This window comes from Mesobacillus sp. S13, from assembly GCF_020422885.1.
Taxonomy (GTDB): domain Bacteria; phylum Bacillota; class Bacilli; order Bacillales; family Cytobacillaceae; genus Mesobacillus; species Mesobacillus selenatarsenatis_A.
The window spans coordinates 3981426-4002647 of the sequence record NZ_CP084622.1; the positions used below are offsets into that span (position 1 = coordinate 3981426).

Sequence of the window (21222 nt, forward strand, 5' to 3'; positions counted from 1 at the left end):
ACTTTATTTAAGTCGCTTTTCCAATTCTGCTTTCTTTTCTTCGAAGCCTGGTTTTCCAAGCAATGCGAACATGTTCACTTTGTATGCTTCAACGCCTGGCTGGTCGAATGGATTTACGCCAAGCAGGTAGCCGCTCATTGCGCAAGCCTTTTCGAAGAAATACACAAGGTAGCCGAATGTGTACTCGTCAAGCTGCGGAATCGTCAGTACCAGGTTAGGTACGCCACCGTCAGTATGGGCAAGCATTGTTCCCTCGAATGCTTTGTTGTTGACGAAATCAACGCTCTTGCCAGCAAGGTAGTTCAAGCCATCAAGATCGCTTGCCGCTTCTTCAATTGTCAATTCATGGCGAGGCTTTTCCACCTTGATGATGGTCTCGAACAAGTCTCGTCGGCCTTCCTGGACATATTGTCCTAGTGAGTGAAGGTCTGTAGAGAAGTTCGCTGAAGATGGATAGATCCCCTTCTGGTCTTTCCCTTCACTTTCGCCGAACAGCTGCTTCCACCATTCAGAGAAGTACTGAAGCGATGGCTCATAATTGATCAGCATTTCGATCGTCTTGCCTTTATTGTAAAGTGCGTTGCGAACTGCAGCGTATTGGTAGGCAGGATTCTCTTCAAGCTCTGATTTGCCAAAGTCTTCCCTCGCCTGAGCCGCGCCTTTCATCATCGCTTCAATATCTGAACCGCTGACAGCGATTGGCAATAAACCTACTGCCGTCAAGACAGAGTAACGTCCGCCGACATCATCAGGTATCACGAATGATTCGTAGCCTTCCTCATCAGCAAGAGTTTTCAATGCTCCGCGTGCTTTATCCGTTGTCGCATAAATGCGCTTGCGGGCCTCATCGACTCCATATTTTTCTTCGAGCATCTTGCGGAAAATACGGAATGCGATCGCAGGTTCAGTCGTTGTTCCAGATTTTGAGATGACATTGATGGAGAAATCTTTGCCTTCCAACAGGTCCATCACATCTGTCATATAAGTTGAGCTGATGTTGTTACCGATAAAAATGACCTGAGGTGTTTTGCGCTTTTCTTTTGGAAGAGCGTTATAGAAGCTGTGCTGTAAAAACTCTAGCGCAGCACGTGCTCCGAGATAAGAGCCGCCAATTCCTACTACGAGCAGGACATCAGAATCACCCTTAATCTTTTCCGCTGATTTCTGGATGCGTGCAAATTCTTCTTTATCATAGTCTACAGGCAAATCGATCCAGCCTAAAAAGTCGCTGCCTGCACCAGTCTGTTCATGCAATGAATGATGGGCTACTTTTACAAAATCCCTTAAGTATGTAACTTCGTGTTCTCCAAAAAAGCTAAGCGCCTTTGAGTAATCAAAACGAACATGTGTCATGTCTGATCCTCCATTATTTTATATTCTCTATCACTTTATCGAAATGAATCCCAATAATCAAGAAACACTCTCAGATGTAAGCGTGCCCAATTGTGAAATTTTAAGTAAACTTTAAAAAATGTATTTTTCGACATAACCGGGCAGCCTACTTTTGACTTTTGATCCAGAGATAGAAAAATTAAACGCCTATTGACGATTACGGAAGTTGCTTCGCCTTAACAATCAGCCTGTGCGTCGCTGTATCGATTGGAGTGCAGGTAATGAGAGTCAAGGTGTTTTCATCTTTACTGCCGTTTAGCACAGAAACATCCTGTGGTTTAACTACTTGAGTTTCATAAACTTTGTATTGATAAGTTCGATTTTGGGACTTAACAGTCACGACATCACCAGAACTGATCTCGTCCAGGCGGTTGAACATCCTGCCATATGAACGGCTGCGATGAGCAGCAATTGCACTGTTTCCAGAGGTCCCTGGTAGTGAAGTACCATTTAGCAGACCTGAAGCTACATCAAGGTTCCGTTCCGATGCACCATAAAGAATCGGTAAACGCAAATCGATTTTATCTATTTCGATTACACCAAGCATACCGGTATTTTTGGGCTTTGAGTTTTCCTTTGATGAGTCATTTGTGATGGATAAATCATTAACCGCCTGGTGATCCCCTTTTTCTTCGGCTTGAACTGCAGTATTCTCCTCTTTCACTTCAAAAACTTCATTAAGTTCATCCAGGCTTTCTTTAGCTGCCTCTTCGTTCATAGCGACAGTAGCTGCTTCTGTTTCAAATGTACTTGCTTCCCACTCGCTAATCAATTTCTCCTGCTGATAGTCAGTATATAAATTTGATAGGGATGGATATAAAAACAGCACCCCTCCAGATAATATAAGAATTAAAGACAGGACTTTTTTCATTTTGATCACTCCAATTTTCATATTAAGTCAAAATAAAGAGGGGAATCTCTTCCCCCCTCATCCTTTAGTTCCTGATTGGCTTTCTCATTCTTAATCCTGTACCGGCAGCCATTAGAAGGAAGCCTAAAATATAGAACATCATTTTGCTGCTTTCACCTGTTTTTGGAAGTACGCTTCCGTTCCAGTCTTGCGTAACGTCCCCTCCGGAATTGTTATCATTATTGCCAGTTTTCCCAGTTCCATCATCCTCGTCAACATCGGTTTCATCTTCAACGTCTGCTTCATTATCAATACCGAGGACTGCTTCATCAATTTCTAAGTGGATAACCTGATCTTCTAATTCAAAAGAAAGCATGCTTAGCGCTATAAATTTAGTCGTTCCATCTTCAAACTCAATCTCTATTCCCTGAATATCTGTAACATCCAGACCATTGGCCAAAATTAGTTTCCAGAGGTTGTTAATCTTGATGAGTTCAAGCTTCTCGCCGCCATTCATTAACAATGTCAAGTTTACAACTGTTTCAATATCCAGATTAAAAGTGATATACATTTCTTTGACTATTTCGATAACATCCGGTGATTCTCCATCTTGATCGGAATCTTCATCGTCATCTCCCGTTCCATCCCCTGGTTCTTCTGTGTTATCATCTTCAGGTAATGCGCAGTCCTCTATCCAATAATTAATGGATCCCTCCGCTTCTACTCCTACTCTAATGTCTTCGACGTCATAGAATCTTTCAGCACCTGATTCAAATACAAGCTTAAATTCCGTGATATCATCCTTTGCAAATTCCCCATCATCTTTAAGCTTATATAGCGGGGAGTTACCTGGATTGGACATTTCTTTCCATTCACCATTTAATTTAACAAACACACTCTCAACTGGAGCAACGCAGTTTTTTAGATGAAGATGGATTTCCGTGCTTTTGTTGCCATTCTCTTCACCCTGATCATCACTGTTGCCATCACCTGGTTCCTCCGTTCCATCGCCAGGGTTTTCTGTCCCATCTCCTGGGTCCTCTTCACCGTCACCCGGATTCTCCGTACCATCGCCAGGTTCTTCAGAATTGTCATCTTCTATAGAGCAGCCTTCAAGCCAATAGTTAATGGTTCCTTCCGCTTCTTTTCCTTCCCTAACCTCATCCATGGAATATTCTTGTTTAGTTCCTGACTCAAAAGTTAGCCTGAAAGCAGTAATATCATTCTTTACAAACTCACCACCATCTTTCAGTTTATACAGTGGCGAGTTACCCGGGTTGGACATCTCTTTCCAACTTCCCTTTAACATGACCTCTACTTTTACCACATCTTCTGTGCAGTTTTTCAAATGCAGATGTATCTCTGTACTTTTATTGGCATTTAATTTAGTACCTTTTTCAGAATCCTTTTCTTCCTTGTTTGAATCACCATTTTCTTCTTGTGTAGATTCATCGTTTTCGTCTTGAGTTGACTCAGCGTCTTCTTCTTGGGATGGATCATTGTTTTCTTCTTGAGTCGACTCATCATTTTCTTCTTGAGTTGACTCATCGGATTCTTCTTGTGTTGATTCATCGTTTTCGTCTTGAGTTGACTCAGCGTCTTCTTCTTGGGATGGATCATTGTTTTCTTCTTGAGTTGACTCATCATTTTCTTCTTGAGTTGACTCATCGTTTTCGTCTTGAGCTGACTCATCGGATTCTTCTTGTGTTGATTCATCATTTTCTACTTCATTTGACTGATCGTTTTGTTGTTGAGTTGATTCTTTGGCTTCGATTTCAACTTTTGTGTTTCCTTCATTATCCGACGCCGCATCTCCATTCTCATTTGCTAGTGCCGGTATTGTCAGTGAAAATAACATTAGGAATGCAATCGAGACTGCTGATAATTTTTTCATAAAAGTCTTTTTCATATTCTCGTCCCCTTTTCTAGTGTTATTAAAAATTTGCGCAATAAAAGACTGAATATTCAGATATTAATTGCGGCACTTAGCCTCCTTCCCGATAAAATTCACCATTATAATTAGACAAAAAAAGCCGCCGGGAATTTACTTTTCCATGGCGGCTGGACGATCATAGCTGCACTTTTGCAACCTTAGACTCCTGGCTTTGCGTCCCAGCTTTTCAGCAGGTTTGCTATTAGCATGAGTGTTGTTTTTTACTTATGTAAAATATTCCTCGGCTTCCTTGTCTTACATTCTAAGACTTACCACAGTTACCCAGCGACTTAAACATATAGTCCTATTAAATTAATTGGTAAATTTTTCTCAAGTTTCATTAATTCACCTTGAATAGGGATATATTCAGTATTTCACCCTTCTTCCAAAAGAGCTTTCTCTAAGATTTTTGACCTAAAGAAAAGACTAAGGACCCAGGGTTATACCCCTGGGTCCTTCAGTAATTTACAACGACAGACGATAAATTTCCATTACATCGTCTTTATTCAATTTTGCAAAGTTGCCGAATTCCCCATTGACCATTGCTTTGTCAGCCATTATTTCAAGCTTGCTGTCATCAATGTCATAGTCAGCAAGGCGTGACGGTGCGCCAATGCTGTTCCAGAATTCACGCAGCTTTTCAATTCCTTCTAATCCTGCTTCTTCGTCGGTCTTGCCTTCTGGATTCACGCCGAAGACCCTGACAGCCATCTTCTTGAAACGTTCTGGTTTTATCTTAAGGTTATGCTTCATCCAGTTCGGGAACAGAATCGCCAGACCGCCTCCGTGAGGGATATCATAAACGGCTGATACGGCGTGTTCGATATTATGCGTCGCCCAATCTCCTCGGTATCCCATATTGAGGATTCCATTCAATGCCATTGTTCCTGAATAAAGGATCGTTGCGCGGTATTCATAGTTTTCCAAATCTGCAAGCAGCTTTGGAGCTGTTTCCATCACTGTTAAAAGCAAGGATTCACACATGCGGTCCTGGAACTCAGTGTTTTCGGTCAAGTGGAAATAGTGTTCAAATACATGTGACATCATGTCCACAATTCCATAAATCGTCTGATCCTTCGGAACGGTGAAAGTGTTCACGGGATCAAGGATGGAGAATTTCGGGAATGTGACCGGGCTTCCCCAGCCATACTTTTCATTCGTTTCCCAGTTGGTGATAACAGAACCTGCATTCATTTCAGAGCCAGTGGCTGCCAAAGTTAGTACTGTGCCAAAAGGAAGAGCTTCTGCTGCAAAAGCCTTCTTTGTGACAAGGTCCCAAGCATCTCCATCATATTTTGCACCTGCAGCGATTGCTTTTGTGCAGTCAATGACACTGCCGCCGCCTACTGCCAGCAAAAATTCGATTCCCTCATCTTTGCAAATTTTCACGCCTTTATGCACAGTCGACAGACGAGGGTTTGGTTCCACACCTGGAAGTTCGTGTACTTCTGCCCCAACCTCTTTTAGGGTGTCCATGACAGAATCATAAAGACCATTGCGTTTGATGCTGCCACCGCCATAAACGAGCAGGACTTTTTTACCGTATTGAGGAACTTCGTTTTTCAATTCCTCGAGCTGGCCTTTGCCAAATATCAGTTTCGTTGGATTGTAAAAAGTAAAGTTATCCATTTAAATCACCTTCCTCTAGGGATAATTATGTTCTTTTTCTAAAAGCATTGCAAAAAATACACTTCTTAATGTGCTCCAATATGCTGCGAAATGTTACAAACTTTTTCTTGAGGGTAGGTAATAAATAGAGGACAAATGAATAATTCATTTCGTGCTGAAACAATCTATAAAAGAACAAATTTAATCTTAAGGGAGGAAACATCCATGAGCGGTATTCAACGAGCAGCACTAGTACTTACCATTATCGGAGCCATCAACTGGGGCTTAGTAGGATTCTTCCAATTTGACCTTGTTGCAGCTATTTTCGGCGGACAGGATTCAGCATTGGCTCGAATCATCTATGGATTAGTCGGTCTTGCCGGTCTTATAAACATCGGACTTCTATTCGCACCAAGCGAAAGAGAAGAAAGAGCGGCAGAACCGAGAGCTACTCGATAATTGAATTTCACAAGAAAAACCCGCCAAGGAAGGCGGGTTTTTCTCATGCTTATGATAATACTTTCTTGATTCTTTGTATGGCCCAATCCAGTTCTTCCTGGCTGATGACAAGCGGCGGAGCGAAACGGATGACCGTATCATGCGTTTCTTTGCAAAGCAGCCCTTCCTCTTTCAGCTCTTCACAATACTTTCGTGCAGGTTCTGTTAACTCGACACCAATGAACAAGCCGCGGCCGCGGATATCCTTGATGATAGGATTGTCGATTTCACGGAGCTTGCTAATGAAATAGTCACCCAGTTCAAGGGAACGATCAGCAAGCTTCTCATCGATCAAAACATCAAGGGACGCGATGGAAACTGCGCAGGCCATTGGATTGCCGCCGAAAGTGGATCCGTGGGAGCCTGGGTTGAATACTCCCAGTACATCATTGTCGGCAACGACAGATGAGATCGGGAACACCCCACCGCCAAGTGCCTTTCCAAGGATGTACATATCAGGCTCGATGCCCTCCCATTCACATGCGAACATTTTTCCGGACCTCGCAAGACCAGCCTGGATTTCATCGGCAATGAACAGGACATTGTTTTCTTTACATGCCTCGAACGCAGCTTTCATGAAACCCTCTGGCGGAATGACGATTCCCGCTTCACCTTGAATCGGTTCAATCAGAAACGCTGCAGTATTAGGAGTGATTGCTTCTTTCAGTGCGTCTAGGTCACCATAAGGAACCAGTTTGATCCCTGGAAGCATGGGGCCGAAGCCTCGTTTGTATTCTTCTTCAGATGATAAGGAGACCGCCGTCATTGTGCGGCCATGGAAGTTGCCGATACATGCGATGATTTCAGCCTGATTGTCCGCAACGCCTTTGACATCATAAGCCCAGCGGCGAGCTGTTTTAATAGCCGTTTCAACCGCTTCAGCACCCGTGTTCATAGGCAAGGCCATTTCTTTATTCGTTAACTTGCAAATCTTTTCATACCATGGTCCAAGCTGGTCATTGTGGAATGCTCTTGAAGTTAGCGTAACACGGTCAGCCTGGTCTTTCAGCGCCTGGATGACCTTCGGATGGCGGTGCCCCTGATTGACAGCTGAATACGCACTCAGCATGTCCATATATTTGTTGCCTTCAGGATCCTCTACCCAAACTCCTTCTGCCTTTGAAATGACGATTGGCAGCGGATGATAGTTATTCGCACCATACTTTTGAGTCTGCTCGATCAGCGAGCTAGTTTTTGTTGTTGTCATGAACCTTCCTCCGTTCCAATGAAAAAATTGGTTAGACAATCATATTGTAACCTGTAAGCTCTTTCATTTTAACCCCCTAAAAGAGAATGCTAGAAAGATTCCTTGATTTTCCCAGTATGTAAATCCAATGATGGCCACTTTTTCCCTTTCATTAACGATTTCTGTCCGTCATGGCATCAATAAGCTTTTTTGATGCTTTGTTTTCTCAGTCGCTGGTGTTTCGGTGCTCCAATCGGCTTTATTGGTGCTCTGTTTTCCCAGTTACTGGTGTTTTGGTGCTCCAATCGGCTCCCACTTTCTTCGTTTCATCAATGATTTCTGTCCGTCTCAACCATTGGTGTCTGTCAGACTAAAATAAAAAAACCGGACGCAATGTCCGGTTTCCGCTTTAAAGCTTATTTTTTAGCCATATCTGACTGGTTAATCCACTCTTGAAGCTTATCCTTCAAAGTGTTGAAACCTTGAGCTGAGTCGTCCTGGTGCTGAACTACAGCTGCTGGACGCTTGCTGCGTGGCTTTTTAGCGCGTTGTGGTTGTTCTGGTGCTTCTTCAGTTGCACGGATTGATAAGCCGATTTTTCCAGCAGCTTCATCAATTGACAAAACTTTCACTTTCACTTCATCGCCAACTGTAAGGTGCTCGTTAACGTCCTTAACATAACCGTGTGTGATTTCTGAAATATGCACAAGACCTTGTGTATTTTCATCTAATGCTACGAAAGCGCCGTATGGCTGGATTCCTGTTACTTTACCTGTTAAAACGCTGCCTACTTGAATATTTTCTGACATGGAAACACTCCTAAATATTGTTTTATTTTATCCCATTAATACGCAATTAAAAATTATATCATATTCTGTAGCATTTATCAAAAGGAATAAGATAATTCTATATGAGTGTTTCCATTATTGTAATGGCAAAAACTGGACTTTCCAGAATCCGTCCTCCTGGACCATCTGGAAAACTGGTGCATCACTACGGTCATTGAAATGGAGCTGAACCCCGATGACTTTTTCCGGATCTTCACTTGAGTAGTAAAGCGTAGCATATTTATATCCCTTTAGGATCACGCTAATATCCATTTCAGCAGCCTTCATCTCCTCAATATACTGATCTTTTGGAGGCTGGCCGCCATTCTTGCTGTACAGGGCATATTTGGTTTCGTAATCCCCCGTTTGATCCGCATGGAAGTACATCTGCATAATTTCAAACGGCCCGTAATTTTTCAAGATGTTAAAATTCTTCTTGGCTGCGAATTCTTTATAGCTCGAGAGCAGAGAATCCGGTAGCGGAAGCACTTTCCTGCCAATGATATCTTCTCGTTTCAAATGGGTTGGAAACTCTATATAACTCGGATCAAGCCTTTCCACATCATCCGGCTTTAAAAATTTATTGCTTTCCATTTTTTTATACATGTTTTGCACCGTTGCAGCTGTCTGGGTCTCAGGATAGGTTTCCATCAAATATAAGTATGCTTTCTTCACTTCATCTTTTAACTCGTCATTCTTGTCATAGATATGCTCACTCACAAGGAAGAGAGCAAATAGCGACTTTACGTCATTCTTCATCGTTTCCTCGATAGTCGCATCCTTCACTGTTGCAATCGATGTTTCAAGCTTTACCAACAAATCTGCCAGGTTCTCAAAGGAAATGACCTCTCCGTTCCCATCCTGGACTCTGGTGTTCCTAAGCTCCAAATACTTTATAAAGTCTTCATTCGCTGCTCCGCGCAGCCGTTCTGCAAGGCCGCTAAAATTCACATACGGAACGACCCTGCCTTCCTCTTCCCTAAAAGCATATCCATTATCAACAGCCTTTGAAGACATCTCTTTTAGAGCTGTGGAAGAAAGCCCTGCTCCGCCAGCATTCATCTTTTTGACAACCTCAACAGCATTTTCATTTTCAATGGCTTTATTCATGTCATCTTCGTAATAGGTCATCGAAAGATAATAGGCCCCCAAGAAAGACTCCAGTTGGTTAAGGAGAGTAAACTCAGGGCCGTCTAAGGTAACCTCGTCATTTTTTCCTTGCATGAGCTTATCGATGATTTCCGATGGCATGGTGAAAGCTTGATCAATATCACTGGTGAGTCTTTTCCTGGTATCTTCCAAATCAGTTTGCTTATAAGCTTCAAGGTTGGATAAGAAAGCGGCTTCCGCATCATTCAGTTCCATCGGTATATTTCGATATAGATAATTTTCAAATCCGGATAAGAAGCCCAACTTTTCTTTAGTCTGTAATTCCCGATCCTGATAATACTTTTCCAAATCATCAAATACCGCTTTTACATCTGATTTTTTCAATTCATCGGAACTATTTTCACCCAGAGCTGCCTGGTGCTGTTCTATTTTCTCTTCGGAAGGTGCATGGTCTCCGATATATTGCATCATCAAGACACCAGCAATCATCCCGACACCTATAAAACTTGCGGCGTACGGCAAGTGAAACCATTTATTTTGTTTTTGCTTCTTTTGGTCTTTTTTGATCGCCGCAAGGATCGCTGAACGATTTTCATCTTCCGGCATCTCGTCGTAGGCTTTTTTCAAGTTCTCAAGTCGCTTTTCCAATAACTGATCATCCATGGTTTGCACCCTCCTTCTTTTCGGCCAGAGTGAGCAGCTTCTTCAAGTGTTCTTTCCCTCTCGACATCCTTGTCTTTACATTTGACAAGGATGCACCGGTAATCTCCGCGATTTCTTCATAGCTTTTATCGTGAAAATAAAAGAGGACAATCGGGATGCGATATTTCTCATCCATTTTTTGAATGCACTCATGCAGTGTCCTGTCTTCCTCATACCGAAGGATGCTTTCCTCTGCTGTCTTCCCGTCGTATGAACGTTCCTTGCCAATCTTCAGCACTTTCTTGAGCTGCCTTTGTTTACTGCGCGCAAAATCCCTCGTCACATTCAAGGTGATTTTATAGAGCCAGGTCGTGAATTTCGCATGTGAGAATTGGTCGAGGAAGCGGTATACCCTGACGAACACTTCCTGGGTGATATCATCTATGTCGTCATATTTGTTCCCGAGCTGGAAGGCAAATCGCTTTACGGTTGGTGTATGGATATCGATTAACTCCGCGAAAGCCTGCATATTGCCATTCCGGGCCCGGAATACTAATTCATCATCATTCATTTTGGTCCCCCAAACTGATACCTATCTTTATTTTGTTTTTACGGAGACGGATGCGGCCGCTTGCGGTTCCGTCCCATCAAGTGAAACTCACTTTACCTATAAAACGGCATAATTTCTTATTTGTTTCAAAAAAATAACAAAATGCTAAATAATTGTTTAAAGCCTGAAAATGCTATGCTTTTTCCTGAAAAAATAGTAACATGAAAAGGTATTTTTTTATTTTGTCAGATAATATAAATATTCAGATTTTTTAAAAGGAGTTTTCTCTATGAACAAGCACGAACAATGGACTTCAAAGCTGGGATTCATTCTGGCTGCCGCGGGATCGGCCATTGGTCTTGGGGCGATTTGGAAATTCCCCTACATGGCAGGTACAAATGGCGGCGGGATCTTTCTGGTTTTCTTCTTGCTGATGACTATATTTATAGGCGCACCTATTTTGCTGGCTGAATTCATCATTGGCCGGAACACCCAAAAGGACGCCGTTATGTCTTATAAACACCTGGCTCCGAAAAGTGCATGGCCTTTGCTAGGGTATGGCGGTGTCATTGCCTCCTTTCTGATCCTTTCATTCTACAGTGCAGTAGGCGGTTGGATTCTTTCCTATTTAGGAAGGAGCCTCACTGGCTCACTTTCAGGATTGACACAGGCTCAATACGGAGCAACTTTCGAAAGCATCATATCCAATCCTGTTGAAGCTGTTGCTGTTCAGCTCCTCTTCCTGGTCCTGACCATATGGGTCGTCCAGGGCGGCGTCCAGCAGGGCATTGAAAAAGCGAGCACATACATGATGCCCGCTCTGTTCATTCTTTTTATCATCCTGGTAATCAGATCCCTGACATTGGATGGAGCGATGGCCGGGGTAGAATTTTTCCTGAAGCCTGATTGGTCAGCGGTAACGGGCCAAACCATTTTGATGGCACTGGGCCAGTCTTTTTTCGCATTAAGTGTCGGACTTTCTGTCATGGTGACATACGCTTCCTATTTATCCAAGGGTGAGAGCCTGGCTAAATCCGCTTTTTCAGTAGTCGGGTTGAATATTCTTATATCGCTGCTCGCCGGACTTGTCATTTTCCCGGCTGTATTCGCATTCGGGTTTGAACCTGAAGCTGGTCCTGGTCTAGTCTTCGTTGTTCTGCCTGCTGTTTTTAATGAACTGGCATTTGGCGGGTTATTCTTGACGATTTTCTTGGTTCTGCTGCTTTTCGCGACATTGACTTCCGCATTTTCGATACTCGAAATCATCGTTGCCGTGCTATCCAAAGGAGACAACCATAAGCGTAAAAAGTTTTCCTGGATCGCTGGCTTGCTTGTTTTTGCTGCAGGAATACCGAATGCCCTGTCATTCGGTGTTTTATCAGATGTGAAATTTTTCGGAAAAACCTTCTTTGATCTCGCCGACTTCCTTACTAGCAATATCGCCTTGCCGCTGGGAGCCTTCTTTATCGCCATATTCGTCGGGTATGTGCTGCCCCGGAAAATGGTCAGACGCGAATTGGAGGAAGGCACTGGAAGTCATTCGTTGTTATTCAACATTTGGTACTTTTCCATCCGCTACATCGTACCAATCGGTATCGGCATTGTTTTTCTGCAATCGATTGGTATAATCTAAAGTTAAGAAAACGTTCACATTATTGTCGATATTTTCAAAAATTTAATGATAAACTTATAGTAAGAGATATTTTATTTTTGGAGGTGATGAGCGATGACTGCAATTGGCCAGAATATCAAGATGTGCCGTGAACGAGTCGGAATTTCCCAGGAGGAGCTCGCTTTAAAAATCAGGGTAGGTACGCGAACGATCCAAAGATATGAAAGCGGCGAGCAGACACCTAAATTGCAGACGATTCTAAAGATCTCAACAGCCCTTGATGTCCCTGCCTCAGAGTTAATGGGAGAGATTTATTACGCTGCACCGCCAGAAGTCGACCAAAGACCAAGCAGCTTGTAACCTGCAATTTCATAAGACACCTTAGCAGGCAGAAATCTCTGCCTGCTCTATTTTTTTCAGAAGTTAGTTAAAAATAAATGTATACTATTCTGCCAATCTGGTTATCCTAATCCCATAAGGCTTTCTAGTATTCCCCCCTTTTTTAATGGGCACCAGAATTGGTGTCCATATTTTTTTTGGATTAATGACCATTATTTTGTGTGAAGTGCCGTTTTGCGGGGAAAATAAATGGCATACCTTACCTAATTCGTTAATCATGTCAGGAGTGAAAGCCGATGGAATTCGCCAGGAATAAAACTGTAAGAGGAATCGACCTTTACTATGAGCACTACCAGAACCCAGACGCAAAGGAAACTCTGGTTCTGCTGCATGGTTTTCTTTCCTCTACTTTCAGCTTCAGGCATTTGATCCCCCTTTTAAAAGAGGATTATAACGTCATTTCGGTGGACCTCCCCCCTTTTGGAAAAAGCGGCAAGGTCTCCAGCTTCAAATATTCCTATGAGAATCTGGCCACAACAGTCGTTGAGCTGATGAAATCCCTTGGCGTCCGCGAATTCAATGTCGTAGGGCATTCAATGGGAGGGCAAATTGCCATGAATATTCTTTTGCATTATCCGCAATATGTGAAAAAAGGAATCTTGCTTTGCAGTTCAGGATACTTGAAAAAGGCAAAGCTGCCGCTTGTCCTTTCAAGCTACATCCCGTACTTCCATTTGTATGTCAAGTTCCACCTGGCACGTTCGGGTGTAAAACAAAACTTGCAGAACGTCGTGTATGACCATTCGATGATCAATGATGAAATGCTGTATGGCTATCTCTCTCCTTTCTTGGAGGATGATATTTTCAAAGCGTTGACGATGATGATCCGCCACCGGGAGGGCGACTTATCTGCAGAAGATTTACGTAAAATCAATGCACCTTGCCTGCTGATTTGGGGTGAACACGATAAAGTCGTTCCCGTCCGGATCGGGAGGAAGCTGAATAAGGATTTGAAGAATTCAGAGCTCGTCATTTTAAAAGAGACCGGTCATCTCGTACCAGAGGAGCGCCCAGAAGATGTCCACCAGCTGATTAACGGGTTCATGGCAGCAGAGGAAATAGCTGAAGCAACAGCAAACGGCAGCCGCTGATGGCTGCCGTTTCTGTTCAAAATTGATAAGTTTATAAGGAGCAAGCATCCTCATTCTTGATCGCCAGCAGAGTGTTTGCGACTGAAAGGCATTGCTCATATGGCAGGACCTGTTCGAATGAAAACTCGAAAACAGATTGGATCTTGCGTGCAATTTTATCGGCTACGTCATAATCATGGACAGCCTGAAGGATATCGGCGATTTCCGGATCGAACTGACCCTCGCCGACCTTGAAGGGATCCCATTTATTCAAAACATCTATTAGTTTATAGCTAAGTTCTTTCGATTCCAATTCAATCACCTGATTATTTTTTAAAAATATTTTATCATAAAGGAAGAGTCAGATAAATTATTCAAGGAGAAGGCGGTGCGTACATAGTGGAAAGAATAAACTTTGACAAGGTAGTGGACAGGAACAATTCGCATTCAGTGAAGTGGGATGCGATTGATAAGGTTTTTGGCAAGGATGATGTCCTCCCAATGTGGGTCGCGGATATGGATTTCCATCCTCCAAAGGCAGTTACCGATGCGCTGAAGGAGCGGATTGAACACGGTGTATTTGGCTATACCTTTGTACCAATGTCTGTGACAGAAGCCATAAAGGACTGGATGAAGAAGCGCCATGATTGTGAATTCAAAAAATCATCCATTGTTTTCAGCGAAGGCGTCGTTCCATCAATCAGCACGGCTATCCGCGCCTTTACGGAAAAAGGGGATAAGGTGCTTGTTCATTCTCCTGTGTATCCACCATTTTTCAACATGGTCAAAAATAATGACCGCACCCTGGTGACTTCCAATTTATTGATTGAAAACGAACGATTCGAAATAGATTTTGCAGACTTTGAAGCCAAGCTTCAGGATGGCGTGAAAATGTTCATTCTCTGTAACCCTCATAATCCTGGGGGCAGAGTCTGGACGAGGGAGGAGCTGGAAAAGATCGGCGACCTGTGCGTAAAGCATGATGTTCTGATTGTTTCCGATGAAATCCATTCAGACCTCGTGTTCAAGCCAAATGTCCATATTCCAATCGCTTCGATCAAGGAAGAGTACAGGGAGATTACGACCACTTTCGTCGCGCCAAGCAAAACCTTCAACCTGGCAGGGCTTCAGGCTTCCGCCGCTCTGATTCCAAACAAGGAGCTGAAGGCAAAATTCAAGAAAGTCCAGGAGCAGCAAGGATTCTTTACATTGAATGCCTTTGCGATTGCCGGGATGGAAGCTGCCTACCGGGAAGGCGAAGAATGGCTAGAGCAGCTTCTAGACTACTTGGATGAGAATATGAAGATTGCAACCGATTTTATGGCCGAACACCTGCCATCATTAAAACCGATGAAAGCAGATGCCACCTACCTCCTATGGATCGACTGCCGTGAACTTGGCTTGAGCGATGAGGAAATCAAGGAGCAGCTGCTGGAAAAAGGAAAACTCGGATTGGAACCAGGTACGAAGTATGGTGAAGGCGGCGAAGGTTTCGTCAGGATGAATCTTGCCTGCCCTCGCGAAACCTTGAATGAAGGACTAGAAAGGCTGAAAAAGGCATTCAGCTAAAAACTTATGGAAAGCAAAAATGGAGCCGTCCGATTAGGGCAGGCTCCATTTTCTATGCGCTTACTTCCAGAGCCTCGTAATATGGCTCTAAGGAATGGCTTATAATCTTGTCCATGAAAGGGTGCAATTCTTGTGGAATCAAAAGGCGTGCGTAGTCCCAAGCATTCCTCTCGATCTGGAGCGCAATCCCCTTCTGCAGCCCATCGTTGCCTGCTTCCTCCATCTTCTGGATCAGCTCCGCAAGTTCGCAGTCCTCGGCGTGCCCAATCTCATGAGCAAACACAATGGCAAAATAATCTTCAAATTGTTCCGTAGACGAAAAGACCTGCAGGCATTGCGCCTTGATCTCTTCAATATATAAAGTAATCGTATGACTTCCAAAATTATATTTCCCGCCCGCAAAGCGGTCTCCCGGGAAAAAATCCTCAAGCTCTACTTTCACACTGCTGCCAGATTGGACAAGAATCTCATCGACAATCTTCTCTATCTGTAAGTTCTTCAATTTATACCCCTACTCTTGAAATTAGAATATAAATTGTATTATAACGTTTTAGTAAAATAATGAAAACATGACTTTTACCCTGGATTTAGCTTGGATAAACCCATTTTTGTAAAAATCGCCCATAAAAAAGAACAGCTAATTAAATCAGCCGTTCTCCTTTGTATCATTCATTTGCTTCATGATTGCCTGCTCGTGTTCCTTTGCTTTCTGCGCTTCCTTTTTGGAAACTTTGATGATAAATCTCATCGTCAGGACCGCTCCGATCAGGAAAACGAGTGACGTGATCGCCGCGGGGATATATTCTGTCTTGTCTTCCGGAAAATATAAAAATAATGAGATGACAAACCACTTACTCATTCTCATCTTCCTTTCATCAGCTCTCCAAACATTATATCAAGGTTTGGATGTACGTCCAACCGCAACACAACTTCCTATTTCAGGACATTGATTTTTTCGATGACGACGTCTTCCTCTGGCTTGTCCCCAGCACCTGTAGGCGCAGCAGCAATCTTATCAACTACATCCATTCCCTCGATTACCTGGCCGAATACTGTGTGCCTGCCATCAAGGTGAGGAGTGCCGCCATTTTCATACATCTTCAGGACTTCTTCTGGGTAACCAGCCTGCTTCATCTTCTCTGGTAAACTAGCATCCAGTTCCTTGTTTTGGACGATGAAAAATTGGCTGCCATTCGTGTTCGGGCCGGAGTTGGCCATTGATAAAGCTCCGCGAATGTTAAAGAGCTGTTTTGAGAATTCATCTTCGAACGGGCCGCCGTAAATGCTTTCGCCACCCATACCAGTTCCATCAGGATCTCCCCCCTGAATCATGAACCCGTCAATAACACGGTGGAAGGTGACTCCTTCATAGTAGCCCTCTTCGCTATGCTTAATAAAATTCTCTACCGCTTTTGGAGCCTGCTCAGGGAATAGCTTGATTTTAACAGTTCCCATGGACGTGACCATTTCCACAAGCCTTTCATTTTCCTGGACCTCTGCTGTCGCTTGAGGATAATCAAGATCTTCCTCAACTGCTTGTCCAGCATTCGTCTTGTCTTCATTCTGCTTGTCTGCTTCCTGCTTTTCGTCAGCAGTACCGCAGCCAGCGAGTACAACCATCATTGCAAAAAGTACGGCCAATATTTTTTTAGTCATTGTATGTATCCCTCCTATAGACACTTTAAACGATTACAAAATGTTTTGCATCTTTGTTTTTGTTATAATAAAAGAAATGATTAGTATTGCGAAAGGAGCTTCAACATGGCTGAATTGAACATTGGCGATCAAGTGACCGCCATTTATAAAACCGGCAAATACATAGGCGAAATCACGGAACGCCGCCCACAGCACTATCTTGTCCGCGTATTGGCTGTCGCAAAACACCCGATGCAAGGCGACCTCCATAATCCAAAGGACGCAGATGTTGGCTTTTTCCATGAAAGAAAAGCACTTTCCTTCCGCGAACAGGCCAACATCCCGGAGAAAATGGTCAAGCCATTCGAGGGCGATATCCCTGATTATCTTGAATCCTTAAAAGAAGCGACGAACAAGCTGCGTGCCGAACTCGAAGGTGATGATTCTGCCTGGGCACAGCAAAGCCTGAGAAACCTTGAGTCTTTGGAAAAAGATTATTTTAAATAAGGTTTATTAAACCAAAAAAAGCTCAGACGCAAAAAGCCAGATTGTTTTTTCCAATCTGGCTTTTCTATGCGAATTTATTGAGCAGTTTGGAAAAGTCGACCATATCCCCGATTGTTGCTGGCTCCGGCCTCTGAAGATATTGTTTGTCTTTTTCGACGAGCTTGTAAATGTGGTAAGTCGTCAACGCATCATCAAGAGCGCGATGATGTTTGCCTGTACCTTCCCTTCCATACTCCTGCACGGCCTTCCATAGACCTGTTTGATTCTGGTCGCCGAAGAAACGTTTGTATTCCATCGAAAGATCGATTTGCTTTCCCGGCAGCGGAAAACCGACTGACGCCTGCTGGCAATTTTGCTGCAATACCTTCATGTCCATATTGCCCCAAGTGACAATCTGGCAATTCTTGTTCCCGCCCATTGACCTAAGCTTATCAACCAAAGCCTTGAAAGTGATGCCTGAATTGACCTGCTCCTGAGTGATGTTCAGGAAGGAACGGCAGCGTTCTGTCAAAATCGGAAAACGCAGCGGCCGAACATAAGATGAAAATTGCTCAACCATTTTGCCATTTTCGACTAGGACAGCGCCAGCTTCAATGATTTCCGGGTAAAAGCCCCTTCTTCTGCTGTTCCGGTCTGGCATCGTAAACTCAAAATCAATAAATAATGTTGTCCTTTCTTTTTCGCTCATGCTTCCCCAACTTTCTGAAAAGCCAGTAGTTGTATGTAACCAGTATATGCTTTTCGGTCGATTATTTTATCTATTATAGCATGTTTTTTAATAAATTTTTAAATTTTCTGCAATTTAAAGCCAGCATTTTTTCAACTTGAAAAAGAATGTAAATCTCAACGCATTTGCTCCGATATTATGATGAGTGACAAAAAAAACAAATTGAATGCAGAAAGGAATTACCGTGAGGATTATAACAGGCTATCTTTTGATACTACTAATGATTCCTGCGTTTATTGCAGTTGTGATTTTAACCTATACTGAAGCAGGAAATGCCGTAAGCCTCAGTAAAACTCTTAATGAAAAAATCGATTTATCGGAGACGAAGCTTTCTCAGACGAGTTTGATTCTTGCCAATAATGGTGAAGTCTTTACAGAAATTCATCGCCCAATGAACAGGAGTTATGCTGCCGGGCATGAAATCCCTGATTTTATAAAAGAGGTGTTCATTGTCTCTGAGGACCGGAATTTTGAAAAGCATCCCGGCTTTGACTTGCCGGCTATTGGCCGTGCGCTGGCGATCAACATTCACTCAGACGACATCGAACAAGGCGCGAGCACCATTACCCAGCAGCTAGCGCGGAACCAATATCTGAACCATCACCAATCCTATAACCGCAAGCTGAGTGAAGTTTTATATGCATACCAGCTTGAGAAAACCTTTTCCAAGCAGGAAATCCTTGAACAGTACATGAATGCAATCTATTTTCACAATAATGCGTATGGAATAAAGGCTGCGGCGCAGTTTTATTTTAAAAAAGCCCCATTGGAACTGTCACAGGCGGAGCAGGCTTTCCTTGCTGCGATCCCTAATAATCCGACCTTCTATGATCCGATCGAACATTTCGACCGGACGAAAAAACGCCAGGAACGGCTTCTCGACCAGCTTGCACAACACGGAAAAATCAAACCTGAAACAGCTGAAAAGCTAAAGATAGAACCTATCACACTGAAAGTTGATTCCAGGAAAAATTCATATCCAGATTATTCTTCCTATGCTCTACACGAGCTGAGGGAACTGATTTCCGAAAAAGAAAATCTGGCTGACACCGAGGAACTAACTGCAAGAGTGGAGGAATTGCTCCGTTCAGGGGTCACGATCCATACAAATCTGGATATTGTATTACAAAAACGGGCAGTCCAGGCTTTTGAGGCTCATCTCAAGGATGCATCTGTTCAAGGTGCCGCGGCGGTGATCAACCATGAAACGGGCCAGATTGTCGCCATCTCAGGAGGAAAGGGTTATCATAGCGGTGACTTCCATCGCGCTTATCAGGCCTTTCGCCAGCCAGGTTCTTCAATCAAACCATTGCTTGTTTATGCCCCTTATTTTGAAAGATTTGACGCAAACAAGAATGCTCCAATAAACGCCGGTCCCCTTTGCATCAAGGGGTACTGTCCAAAGAACTACGGAGGATCGAACTACGGGATGGTGACGCTAGAAAAGGCATTCATCCATTCCTACAATACACCGGCAGTACGGATTTTCCAGCAGGTTGGCGCAGATGAAGCCTTCAATGACCTGGCACCTTTCAAATTTGAAAAAGTGACAGCACAGGACCATGTGTTGGCCGCGGCAGTTGGCGGTTTCACGACCGGGGTCAGTCCCCTTGAAATGACCTCAGCTTATACAGTGTTCAGCAATAAAGGCCTATACCTTAAGCCAAGGGCAATCTCGAAGGTAACAGGAGCGGACGGAGAGGTCCTTTATAGCTGGAATGACGAGCCTGTACAGGTGTGGAATCCGAGCACCGTCGAAAAAGTCCGCAGCCTGATGCAAAAGACGGTATCCTCAGGGACCGCAAGAAAAGCAGCTGGTGCCGGATCTGGCGCTGGCGGCAAGACAGGCACAACTAATGATTTTAAGGATTTCTGGTTCATCGGCTTCAACGGTTCTTACACAGCAGGAGTTTGGGTCGGCAAAGACAAGCCTCAAAGCATGGAATATATCAACCATCAATCGCCGCATCTATTGATATGGCTAGAGATCATGAAACAAAAGTAAACCGGGCAGGAAATTTCCCGCCCGGCTCTCTTAAATCATCACTCATCATGTTTATGATGGACACTTTTTTCTTACTCTCATTCATTTCTGTCCGTCATCACGTTCATGACGGACACTTTTTTCTTTTTCTGGCTCATTTTCGTCCGTCATCACGTCTATGACGGACACTTTTTTCTGGCTCTCGCTCATTTTCGTCCGTCATCACGTCTATGACGGACACTTTTTTCTGGCTCTCGCTCATTTTCGTCCGTCATCACGTCTATGACGGACACTTTTTTCTTTCCTGCAACTATTTCTGTCCGTCATCACGTCCATGACGGGCACTTTTTTCTTTCGCTTACCTATTTCTGTCCTTCAGCTTCCTTTGGACGGTCATGGCCCAGGATAAGGAACTGAATTGAAGAGTTAAAGCGGCAGGCTTGCGATCAGGCTGTTATATACTTTTACTGCGAGATACACTACGCCCAGCACGAGCGTACTCCAGAGGATGACCTGGAAGAATACCGTTCCGATAACACCGGCAAATGTTAGATTATGGCTGATTTTATAGACAAAATAAATGAAATAGACCATCGTTGCCAATAATAATATTGCGCCGATTCCGATGAAACTGAAGAAACTGGCCAGTGCTGCAATCCCGCCAACAAAGTAAATAACCGATCCTTTGCGGATCAACTTCAGGCTTTCCCCTTCATGGTCCCCAGAAAATAATAGGAGGCTGACCTCATTGATTGTATCGGCAATCAGCTTCAGAGCCGCGAACACCATGAAATACACCACCATGAGTAAAGCCAGCAGTGATAGCTTGATACCTGTATCTGAGAAGAATTCCAGCATCCCGTCATAAATCCCGGCATTTTTCAGAATGGAGACTAACTCGATCTCCGTCCTAAGTGACAGGGCCAGACTGAACATAATGATTGATAACAATGGGAAGTAACTTGTTAAGTAAGGGTTTCTCATAAAAAAATTCACTCAATTCCTTCATTTCCTGTTTATCATTATGAAAGAAAAGAGGAAGACCGGCAACCATAATCTAAAACTCAAGAATCTGCAAGAACCCCACAAACAGAAAAATTCCTAAAAGAAAAAAGCCCCTTTG

At 43.5% G+C, this 21222-nt stretch carries 21 protein-coding genes and 1 riboswitch; of the genes, 7 read left to right on the top strand and 14 right to left on the bottom strand.

Annotated features, from left to right (window positions below; all coding sequences use genetic code 11):
• Positions 1 to 3: 3 nt before the first annotated feature.
• The 4 genes from LGO15_RS20420 to LGO15_RS20435 all read right to left on the bottom strand — a co-directional run bounded on the left by LGO15_RS20420 (position 4) and on the right by LGO15_RS20435 (position 5804).
• On the bottom strand, positions 4 to 1353 hold the full coding sequence (locus LGO15_RS20420; protein WP_167833982.1) for a glucose-6-phosphate isomerase: 1350 nt from the start codon (positions 1351 to 1353) through the stop codon (positions 4 to 6).
• Positions 1354 to 1549: 196 nt separating this feature from the next.
• The gene (locus tag LGO15_RS20425; protein WP_226085732.1) at positions 1550 to 2263 is read right to left on the bottom strand and encodes a class D sortase; all 714 of its coding nucleotides are present in this window, start codon (positions 2261 to 2263) and stop codon (positions 1550 to 1552) included.
• Positions 2264 to 2327: 64 nt separating this feature from the next.
• Complete coding sequence (locus tag LGO15_RS20430) at positions 2328 to 4151, bottom strand: LPXTG cell wall anchor domain-containing protein (protein WP_226085733.1); 1824 nt, start codon at positions 4149 to 4151, stop codon at positions 2328 to 2330.
• 144 nt (positions 4152 to 4295) lie between these two features.
• A riboswitch (cyclic di-GMP riboswitch) is annotated at positions 4296 to 4386 on the bottom strand.
• Between the two features lie 254 nt (positions 4387 to 4640).
• Positions 4641 to 5804, bottom strand: a complete 1164-nt coding sequence (locus LGO15_RS20435; protein ID WP_226085734.1) for an iron-containing alcohol dehydrogenase — start codon at positions 5802 to 5804, stop codon at positions 4641 to 4643.
• 204 nt (positions 5805 to 6008) lie between these two features.
• Here LGO15_RS20435 and LGO15_RS20440 point away from each other — a divergent pair, with 204 nt between their 5' ends.
• Positions 6009 to 6242, top strand: a complete 234-nt coding sequence (locus LGO15_RS20440) for a DUF378 domain-containing protein (RefSeq protein ID WP_023626663.1) — start codon at positions 6009 to 6011, stop codon at positions 6240 to 6242.
• A 49-nt stretch (positions 6243 to 6291) separates the two neighbouring features.
• On the opposite strand, the gene LGO15_RS20445 is transcribed toward LGO15_RS20440, so the two are convergent.
• The 4 genes from LGO15_RS20445 to LGO15_RS20460 all read right to left on the bottom strand — a co-directional run bounded on the left by LGO15_RS20445 (position 6292) and on the right by LGO15_RS20460 (position 10617).
• The gene (locus tag LGO15_RS20445; RefSeq protein WP_226085735.1) at positions 6292 to 7488 is read right to left on the bottom strand and encodes an ornithine--oxo-acid transaminase; all 1197 of its coding nucleotides are present in this window, start codon (positions 7486 to 7488) and stop codon (positions 6292 to 6294) included.
• A gap of 395 nt (positions 7489 to 7883) precedes the next feature.
• Positions 7884 to 8276, bottom strand: a complete 393-nt coding sequence (gene yugI, locus LGO15_RS20450; protein WP_167834649.1) for a S1 domain-containing post-transcriptional regulator GSP13 — start codon at positions 8274 to 8276, stop codon at positions 7884 to 7886.
• Positions 8277 to 8390: 114 nt separating this feature from the next.
• A complete protein-coding gene (locus tag LGO15_RS20455) occupies positions 8391 to 10067 on the bottom strand; it encodes a hypothetical protein (protein ID WP_226085736.1) in 1677 nt (558 codons plus the stop codon).
• A complete protein-coding gene (locus LGO15_RS20460; RefSeq protein WP_226085737.1) occupies positions 10060 to 10617 on the bottom strand; it encodes an RNA polymerase sigma factor in 558 nt (185 codons plus the stop codon). The genes LGO15_RS20455 and LGO15_RS20460 overlap by 8 nt, the downstream gene beginning before the upstream one ends.
• Positions 10618 to 10885: 268 nt before the next feature.
• Here LGO15_RS20460 and LGO15_RS20465 point away from each other — a divergent pair, with 268 nt between their 5' ends.
• The 3 genes from LGO15_RS20465 (at position 10886) to LGO15_RS20475 (ending at position 13698) form a co-directional block, all read left to right on the top strand.
• Positions 10886 to 12229: a sodium-dependent transporter gene (locus tag LGO15_RS20465; RefSeq protein WP_226085738.1), complete on the top strand. Its 1344-nt coding sequence runs from the start codon at positions 10886 to 10888 to the stop codon at positions 12227 to 12229.
• 93 nt (positions 12230 to 12322) lie between these two features.
• On the top strand, positions 12323 to 12568 hold the full coding sequence (locus LGO15_RS20470) for a helix-turn-helix domain-containing protein (protein WP_167834653.1): 246 nt from the start codon (positions 12323 to 12325) through the stop codon (positions 12566 to 12568).
• A 275-nt stretch (positions 12569 to 12843) separates the two neighbouring features.
• Positions 12844 to 13698, top strand: a complete 855-nt coding sequence (locus tag LGO15_RS20475) for an alpha/beta fold hydrolase (protein ID WP_226085739.1) — start codon at positions 12844 to 12846, stop codon at positions 13696 to 13698.
• A gap of 31 nt (positions 13699 to 13729) precedes the next feature.
• Here LGO15_RS20475 and LGO15_RS20480 read toward each other — a convergent pair whose 3' ends face one another.
• Positions 13730 to 13990, bottom strand: coding sequence for a DUF1871 family protein (locus tag LGO15_RS20480; RefSeq protein WP_226085740.1), 261 nt, complete (start codon positions 13988 to 13990; stop codon positions 13730 to 13732).
• Between the two features lie 86 nt (positions 13991 to 14076).
• On the opposite strand from LGO15_RS20480, the gene LGO15_RS20485 reads away from it, so the two are divergent.
• Positions 14077 to 15246 carry a MalY/PatB family protein gene (locus LGO15_RS20485; protein ID WP_318999799.1) on the top strand — a complete coding sequence of 390 codons (1170 nt, stop codon included), beginning with the start codon at positions 14077 to 14079 and terminating at the stop codon, positions 15244 to 15246.
• Between the two features lie 52 nt (positions 15247 to 15298).
• Here the strand turns inward: LGO15_RS20485 and LGO15_RS20490 are convergent, their stop codons facing one another.
• The 3 genes from LGO15_RS20490 to LGO15_RS20500 form a co-directional block, all read right to left on the bottom strand.
• Positions 15299 to 15748, bottom strand: a complete 450-nt coding sequence (locus LGO15_RS20490; RefSeq protein ID WP_226085741.1) for a hypothetical protein — start codon at positions 15746 to 15748, stop codon at positions 15299 to 15301.
• A gap of 144 nt (positions 15749 to 15892) precedes the next feature.
• Positions 15893 to 16105, bottom strand: coding sequence for a hypothetical protein (locus LGO15_RS20495; RefSeq protein WP_167834658.1), 213 nt, complete (start codon positions 16103 to 16105; stop codon positions 15893 to 15895).
• Between the two features lie 74 nt (positions 16106 to 16179).
• On the bottom strand, positions 16180 to 16902 hold the full coding sequence (locus LGO15_RS20500) for a peptidylprolyl isomerase (RefSeq protein ID WP_226085742.1): 723 nt from the start codon (positions 16900 to 16902) through the stop codon (positions 16180 to 16182).
• A 105-nt stretch (positions 16903 to 17007) separates the two neighbouring features.
• Here LGO15_RS20500 and LGO15_RS20505 point away from each other — a divergent pair, with 105 nt between their 5' ends.
• Entirely contained in the window at positions 17008 to 17388 is a 381-nt protein-coding gene (locus LGO15_RS20505; protein WP_226085743.1) for a kinase-associated lipoprotein KapB, read from the top strand.
• A 64-nt stretch (positions 17389 to 17452) separates the two neighbouring features.
• On the opposite strand, the gene kapD is transcribed toward LGO15_RS20505, so the two are convergent.
• Complete coding sequence (kapD, locus tag LGO15_RS20510; protein WP_167834661.1) at positions 17453 to 18076, bottom strand: 3'-5' exonuclease KapD; 624 nt, start codon at positions 18074 to 18076, stop codon at positions 17453 to 17455.
• Positions 18077 to 18299: 223 nt separating this feature from the next.
• Here kapD and LGO15_RS20515 point away from each other — a divergent pair, with 223 nt between their 5' ends.
• Positions 18300 to 20120 carry a transglycosylase domain-containing protein gene (locus LGO15_RS20515; protein WP_226085744.1) on the top strand — a complete coding sequence of 607 codons (1821 nt, stop codon included), beginning with the start codon at positions 18300 to 18302 and terminating at the stop codon, positions 20118 to 20120.
• A gap of 405 nt (positions 20121 to 20525) precedes the next feature.
• Here the strand turns inward: LGO15_RS20515 and LGO15_RS20520 are convergent, their stop codons facing one another.
• Positions 20526 to 21095 carry a DUF5366 family protein gene (locus tag LGO15_RS20520; protein WP_318999800.1) on the bottom strand — a complete coding sequence of 190 codons (570 nt, stop codon included), beginning with the start codon at positions 21093 to 21095 and terminating at the stop codon, positions 20526 to 20528.
• Positions 21096 to 21222: the final 127 nt, after the last annotated feature.

Bases quoted from the DNA above. Each gene is read 5' to 3' on its own strand.
- LGO15_RS20500 (WP_226085742.1), bottom strand. From the start codon at position 16,902: ATGACTAAAAAAATATTGGCCGTACTTTTTGCAATGATGGTTGTACTC.
- LGO15_RS20425 (WP_226085732.1), bottom strand. From the start codon at position 2,263: ATGAAAAAAGTCCTGTCTTTAATTCTTATATTATCTGGAGGGGTGCTG.
- LGO15_RS20440 (WP_023626663.1), top strand. From the start codon at position 6,009: ATGAGCGGTATTCAACGAGCAGCACTAGTACTTACCATTATCGGAGCC.
- LGO15_RS20505 (WP_226085743.1), top strand. From the start codon at position 17,008: ATGGCTGAATTGAACATTGGCGATCAAGTGACCGCCATTTATAAAACC.
- LGO15_RS20430 (WP_226085733.1), bottom strand. From the start codon at position 4,151: ATGAAAAAGACTTTTATGAAAAAATTATCAGCAGTCTCGATTGCATTC.
- LGO15_RS20420 (WP_167833982.1), bottom strand. From the start codon at position 1,353: ATGACACATGTTCGTTTTGATTACTCAAAGGCGCTTAGCTTTTTTGGA.
- LGO15_RS20435 (WP_226085734.1), bottom strand. From the start codon at position 5,804: ATGGATAACTTTACTTTTTACAATCCAACGAAACTGATATTTGGCAAA.
- LGO15_RS20470 (WP_167834653.1), top strand. From the start codon at position 12,323: ATGACTGCAATTGGCCAGAATATCAAGATGTGCCGTGAACGAGTCGGA.
- LGO15_RS20460 (WP_226085737.1), bottom strand. From the start codon at position 10,617: ATGAATGATGATGAATTAGTATTCCGGGCCCGGAATGGCAATATGCAG.
- LGO15_RS20495 (WP_167834658.1), bottom strand. From the start codon at position 16,105: ATGAGTAAGTGGTTTGTCATCTCATTATTTTTATATTTTCCGGAAGAC.
- LGO15_RS20445 (WP_226085735.1), bottom strand. From the start codon at position 7,488: ATGACAACAACAAAAACTAGCTCGCTGATCGAGCAGACTCAAAAGTAT.
- yugI (WP_167834649.1), bottom strand. From the start codon at position 8,276: ATGTCAGAAAATATTCAAGTAGGCAGCGTTTTAACAGGTAAAGTAACA.
- LGO15_RS20465 (WP_226085738.1), top strand. From the start codon at position 10,886: ATGAACAAGCACGAACAATGGACTTCAAAGCTGGGATTCATTCTGGCT.
- LGO15_RS20475 (WP_226085739.1), top strand. From the start codon at position 12,844: ATGGAATTCGCCAGGAATAAAACTGTAAGAGGAATCGACCTTTACTAT.
- kapD (WP_167834661.1), bottom strand. From the start codon at position 18,076: ATGAGCGAAAAAGAAAGGACAACATTATTTATTGATTTTGAGTTTACG.
- LGO15_RS20455 (WP_226085736.1), bottom strand. From the start codon at position 10,067: ATGGATGATCAGTTATTGGAAAAGCGACTTGAGAACTTGAAAAAAGCC.